This is a genomic window from Oleiphilus sp. HI0086 (genome assembly GCF_001635225.1).
Genome location: NZ_LWFZ01001269.1, coordinates 1 through 5,919 on the forward strand (window position 1 = coordinate 1; position 5,919 = coordinate 5,919).

Genomic DNA, 5,919 nt, shown 5'->3' on the forward strand with positions numbered 1-5,919 from the left:
AATATACAGTTAAATTGATAATCGCTTGATGGAGAAGAGTCATGCCAGTCATTGCAATGTGGAAATGTGATCGGGACGGTGCCATGTTTGAAAACAAAAAAGATGCAGACGCTCACGACAAAATGCTAGAGCTTGGTGAGCAATTTACGACCTTAATTGAAAGCCAAATAGCGGGTGTAGATGAAGCTCAAGCAGAATCCTTTGGCCTCTTACTTGCCAAGCATAAGGAGCTGATTATTCAAGCATGTAAGGGCAAACCAGAAGTTCTAGAGGAATTGAGCAATCCTCAGAATGTGACTGACATTAATGAGGCCAGCGGCTCGTAGCGCCCTAGGCCTCCTTGCCACGACTAGCGGTGCGCAGTGCGCACCCTATAAGGCCCCACACTCCCTCACCACCATAACAGGGTGGTTCGTGTACACCAAATTACGGCGAACCCACTGACCTGTCATTTGCGAAATCGTGCCTAAGCCTGTTCTTCCTTAACCTTTTTCACTAAACTCTCTCCCTCGTTTCTGTACGTCTGCTCTAGCGAGCATTAATTGGTGTACGTTATTTGATTTAAAGAGAGGTTTTATAATGCGATTGGTTTCTTGGAATGTTAACGGTATTCGAGCGGTGATGAAGAAAGACTTTCTCTCCTCTCTCGAATCTATGGAAACAGATGTTCTATGCTTGCAAGAAACCAAAGCCCAGGATGATCAGGTGATGGAAGCACTTAAAGATCTTGAGGGCTATCATATCTACTGTAACTCTGCCGAGAAGAAAGGCTACTCAGGCACAGCTATTCTGACCAAACACGCACCTATTTCTGTCCAATACGATATGGGAATTGAAGAGCACGATCAGGAAGGTCGAGTGATTGCTGCTGAGTATGACGGCTTTTACTTGGTTACTGTCTACACCCCAAACTCTGGTAGTGAGCTTAAACGTTTGCCTTATCGTCAAGAGTGGGACAAAGACTTCAATGATTATTTAAAGAAACTCGAAGAAAGCAAGCCAGTTATCTTATGTGGCGACCTGAATGTTGCGCACAAAGACATCGACCTGGCCCGTCCCAAGCCCAACTACAATAAAAGTGCTGGCTACACGCAGGCAGAAATTGACGGTTTAGACCGCTACGTTGCGTCTGGTTTTATAGACACTTACCGAGAACTAAACCCTGAAACCGTCAAATATAGTTGGTGGAGCTATCGAGCCGGCGCCCGTGCGAAGAACGTAGGCTGGAGGATTGATTACTTCCTCGCCTCCCAAAGCTTGCGCGACAACATCAAAGCCGCCGATATTCTCAACGATATTATGGGTTCTGACCATTGCCCTGTTCAGATCGATCTAGCGCTTTAGACGTAAGATCCCACGAATACCAACTTCGTCACGTTGATTTATCCTTGGTCAACGTGACAAGCACTCAACTTGCCCTATACTTTTAAAGATCAACTGGAAATTACGACCTTTTCAGTCCAACTCTTTCGCCATTAGTTCAAGGTTTGTTAGTGCTCTCATCCATGTGCCCCCAGATTAGGGATTTGATAAAGCGTTCTTTTAGCTGCTGCTTGCTTATTATTGCACTCATGTCAGTGACCTGCGCTCATGCTGATAATTTATCGATAACAGACCAAACCCGCTTCATTACGCCTAACCAGAGTATTACACCCACAACAATTTACACACCAGGTAAAAGCCAAGGCATTCCGATAGGCTCAAAAATGCTCTACTTAGAGGATGAGGAGCATCGCCATAGTATTAATACAATTCTAAATAAAACACACGCATGGAAGCACATACAACGAGCCTCCCCAAACTTTGGCTTCACCAACTCAGCTTTTTGGTTTAAGTTTAGAATTGATAACCCAAGCAACAAGCCCAGCGATGTTTACCTAGAGCTAGCCATTCCTTTTCTGGATAAGGTAGAACTATATCAAGTAAATAAAGGGCAAGTTGTTGCTCAGCATGTAGTCGGTGACACCTATCCCTTTGAGCAAAGACCAATAAGCCATCAAAACTTTGTTTTACCGTATACACTGAACAAAGGAAGCAATGAGTTCGTCATGCGAATCGCTTCCGCGGGAACTATCGAAGCACCATTAATACTCTGGGACACCGAGAGTCATGCCAAATTTTCTTCTGACGACCACCTGATGCAAGGTATCTGGGCAGGCGTCATCGGCATCATGGTCATCTATAATTTATTGCTATTTTTCTCTATCAGGGAAATGAGCTATTTCTACTATGTTCTTTTCGTTTTCAGTTACTTGCTCTTTCAAATAAGCCTAAAGGGTTATGGCTTTGCCTATCTATGGCCAGAGGCTCTAGAATGGAATAGCTACGCGATATCCGTTTTTATCGGCGGTTGTAATATTACCGTTTTAGTGCTGATTATTGAGTTTTTAAAGCTCAAAGAAACCAACCCAAAAGCTTATCGCATTGCACAAGCTTTAGCAGTCGTGTCCAGCATCTCATTTGTGCTGACCTTTATCATTTCATATAGCATTACGATACGTCTAAACAGCGCTCTTGCTTTAATCAATTGCACCATGTCAATGCTACTCGGGTATATCGCTTTGTTCCGGGGACATTCTGATGCTCGCTACTACTGCCTCGCCTGGACCACAACTTTCTTGGGGATTGGTACATTAGGCGCGGTTAAATTCGGGCTCGTGACGGCCAATTTCTTTACCAATAATGCAGGGCAAATTGGTGTTCTATTTTTGGTATCCCTGCTTTCTCTTGCTCTAGCCAACCGAATAAACCGTGAAAAAGAAATGCGCATTCTCGCCCAGGAATCTGTACTTTCAAGTGAAAAGAGGCTACGAGAGTCGCAAGAGCAATTATTGGAAACACAAACCACTATCAATGCCCAGCTAGAGTCCAAAGTCCGTGAGCGGACTCAATCCATGCAACGAGCGCTCACCGAGCTTGAGCAAGCAAATAATCGCCTGGAGTTAGCCTCTACAACCGACTCCTTGACCACTCTATTCAATCGCCGGCACTTTGAATCACGCCTGCATATCGAGCTAAAAAGAGCTGAACGGCACCGCCGCGAGTTGTCTGTCATATTATGCGATTTAGATCGTTTCAAATCGATCAATGATAACTATGGGCATAAAACTGGAGACGAATGCCTCCGCCATGCCGCAGTAATTCTAAAAAACACTATCACACGTTCAGGCGATATCATCGCGCGCTACGGAGGTGAAGAATTTATTATTTTGCTTGTTGATACCTCATTGAATGAAGCTGAGCATGTTGCCAACACCCTATGCCAAGAATTTTCAAACTCTGCCTTCGAATCAAACGGCAATATTATCGAGTTTACTGCAAGTTTTGGTGTATCCAGCTTATCTCAAAAGTCCCCCAAGACTGCTGACGAGCTCGTCACGCGTGCCGATATTGCAATGTATGAAGCTAAGAATAACGGCAGAAATCAGGTAAAGCTCTGGAACAATCCGGGCGCCCCTACCACACCAGAATAAGTACGACCCAAGAACCAAGTTTATGGAAACCTCCCCGCAAAGCCAGTCTCTTTTTAATTACTATAACTTTTATCGAGTCGTTGTCAGTATTCTGCTATTTGGAATATCAATATCGCAACACAGCGTGGTACAAGAATTTCGCTCACCTCTAATATTTGAGGCGCTTACGCCAATTTATTTAGGGCTGAACCTCTTTTGGCTACTCGCATTTCGCTTTCTCATCGACGCTCACCCCAAGCAAATTTTTATTACATTACTTCTCGATATACTGCTCTTGCATGCCTTGTTCTATTTTGCCTCGGGTATCTCTGGTGGTTTGGCTAACCTGATCATTATCAGTGTCGCCGCAGGTAATATCATTATTCGAGGACGGATAGGACTTTCATTCGCTGCCTGGGCCACACTGCTTACTATTTTAATTGAGGGTGAGCGCTTCCTTAACGGCTTCAATTCACTTTCCGATGTCCCGCGGACAGGTCTGATTGGCTGCATGTACTTTGCGAGTGCCTATATACTCCAATATTTGTCGATCAAGATTTCGGAAAATGAATCTTTACTTAAACAACAAGAGCAAGATTTAAGAAAGCTGGAAAAGCTTAACCACCAGATTATCCAGAGCATGAGAACAGGTATTATCGTCTGTAGTGAGCAAGGCGAGGTTAAATTAATCAACCATGCCTGCCTGGATTTAGTCAGCCTGGCGGAAAAGCAGCCCTTACCTTCCTTGATTGCTGATAGGCTAACATTATGGAAAGAAGCACCCGGCGTACGTACAACTCCCTTTCGAGTCAGCCAGGAAAAACCTTTGGTTCAGGCAAATTTCTCTCGCTTACAAAATGAAGCAGAGTCTGACATCCTGGTTTTTTTAGATGATACTCGCAAGACTGCGCAACAAGCTCAACATATGAAACTGGCCTCTCTCGGTCGCTTAACCGCAAGTATAGCGCATGAAGTTAGAAACCCATTAGGAGCAATTAGCCACGCAACACAACTCCTGGCTGAGTCTGAAAACCTTGACCCGGCAGACCATAAGATGACGGATATCATCCAGCGTCACTCAAAGCGTGTAAATCAGATCATTGAAAACACTCTGCAACTTAGTCGTCGAACAGAGCCAGAAGTTGAAGACATCACCTTGGCCAACTGGATTGATAAAATCGTCGGCGAATATAAAGGGCACCTGCACTCATCAGACAGAATTAATATTATACTTGCAGACAAAGACGCAACAGCACGCTTTGACCCAAGCCAAATGGAGCAAGTGTTTATCAACCTGATCGACAATGGGCTTAGGCATGGCTTAAAGTCAGATTGCAGCGCACAGTTATTTATATTGCTATCCAAAACCACAAAGGATGGCCAAGCCTATATCGAAGTAATCGATCAGGGTGAAGGAGTCTCTGAAGAGAACTCCCATCATTTATTTGAACCATTCTTCACCACTGAATCTCAGGGCACAGGACTTGGTTTGTATTTATCACGAGAAATCTGCGAAGCAAACCAAGCTCATCTGGACTATATCAACCCGGCCAGTACCGAATTTCATCAGCATTGGAAGTTTGATAACCATCGACTAGACAATAAGGCTTATCAGGCTCTTAAAGACCTTAAGCTTGGTGCGTGCTTTCGAATTGTATTTGCTCACCACAAGCGAATTGTTTAACAATAGGCTTATTCTTCTTAATGCTTTCTAAGCGACAGACAAGACTCAATATATGACCAAGCAACGCGCCTTAATTATCGACGATGAACCTGATATTCGAGAGCTGTTAGAAATCACACTCATGCGTATGGGGATAGACACCTGTAGCAGTGCGACAATCATGGACGCCAAGGCCTACCTAAGTGAACAAAGCTTTGACCTTTGTCTCACCGATATGAATTTGCCTGATGGCAACGGCATTGATCTCGTGTCGTTCATACAAAAAAATCATCCCGATATGCCCGTTGCCATGATTACCGCGTACGGCAACGTCGAAACAGCCATCAGTGCCCTTAAGGCTGGTGCTTTTGATTTTATTTCAAAGCCTGTTGACCTTAATCAGCTACGAGGGCTGGTGACCAGCGCATTAGAGTTATCAAAACGTAAGGCAAACGAAAGTCCCTCTAGCACTCAACCCGAGCACATAAAAGGCAAAACAAAAGCCATTCAGAAGCTCAACAAACAGATCGATAAACTGGCACGTAGCCAAGCTCCAATTTATATTTCTGGTGAGTCAGGTAGCGGTAAAGAGCTGGTCGCTAAAATGATTCATCAAAACAGCCCTCGCGCTAGTACCGGCCGCTTTGTCCCGGTCAACTGTGGGGCTATTCCTAGTGAGCTGGTAGAGAGTGAATTCTTTGGCCACAAAAAAGGTAGCTTTAGTGGAGCAATCGAAGATAAATCCGGGCTATTTCGGGCAGCTGACGGCGGCACTCTATTTTTAGATGAAGTCGCCGACCTACC

The 5,919-nt window shown here is 44.6% G+C and carries 5 protein-coding genes; all 5 read left to right on the forward strand.

The annotated features are described in order from the left end of the window. Window positions 1–41 precede the first annotated feature (41 nt). The gene (locus A3756_RS21910) at window positions 42–326 is read left to right on the forward strand and encodes a YebG family protein (RefSeq protein WP_068508847.1); all 285 of its coding nucleotides are present in this window, start codon (window positions 42–44) and stop codon (window positions 324–326) included. 253 nt (window positions 327–579) lie between these two features. After that, window positions 580–1,344, forward strand: coding sequence for an exodeoxyribonuclease III (locus A3756_RS21915; RefSeq protein ID WP_068508849.1), 765 nt, complete (start codon window positions 580–582; stop codon window positions 1,342–1,344). A gap of 182 nt (window positions 1,345–1,526) precedes the next feature. After that, a complete protein-coding gene (locus tag A3756_RS21920) occupies window positions 1,527–3,473 on the forward strand; it encodes a diguanylate cyclase (RefSeq protein WP_197469783.1) in 1,947 nt (648 codons plus the stop codon). 22 nt (window positions 3,474–3,495) lie between these two features. Next, a complete protein-coding gene (locus A3756_RS21925) occupies window positions 3,496–5,136 on the forward strand; it encodes a PAS domain-containing sensor histidine kinase (protein WP_068512252.1) in 1,641 nt (546 codons plus the stop codon). A gap of 52 nt (window positions 5,137–5,188) precedes the next feature. Beyond that, a partial coding sequence (locus A3756_RS21930) for a sigma-54 dependent transcriptional regulator (RefSeq protein WP_156490680.1) occupies window positions 5,189–5,919 on the forward strand: 731 nt, incomplete at its 3' end.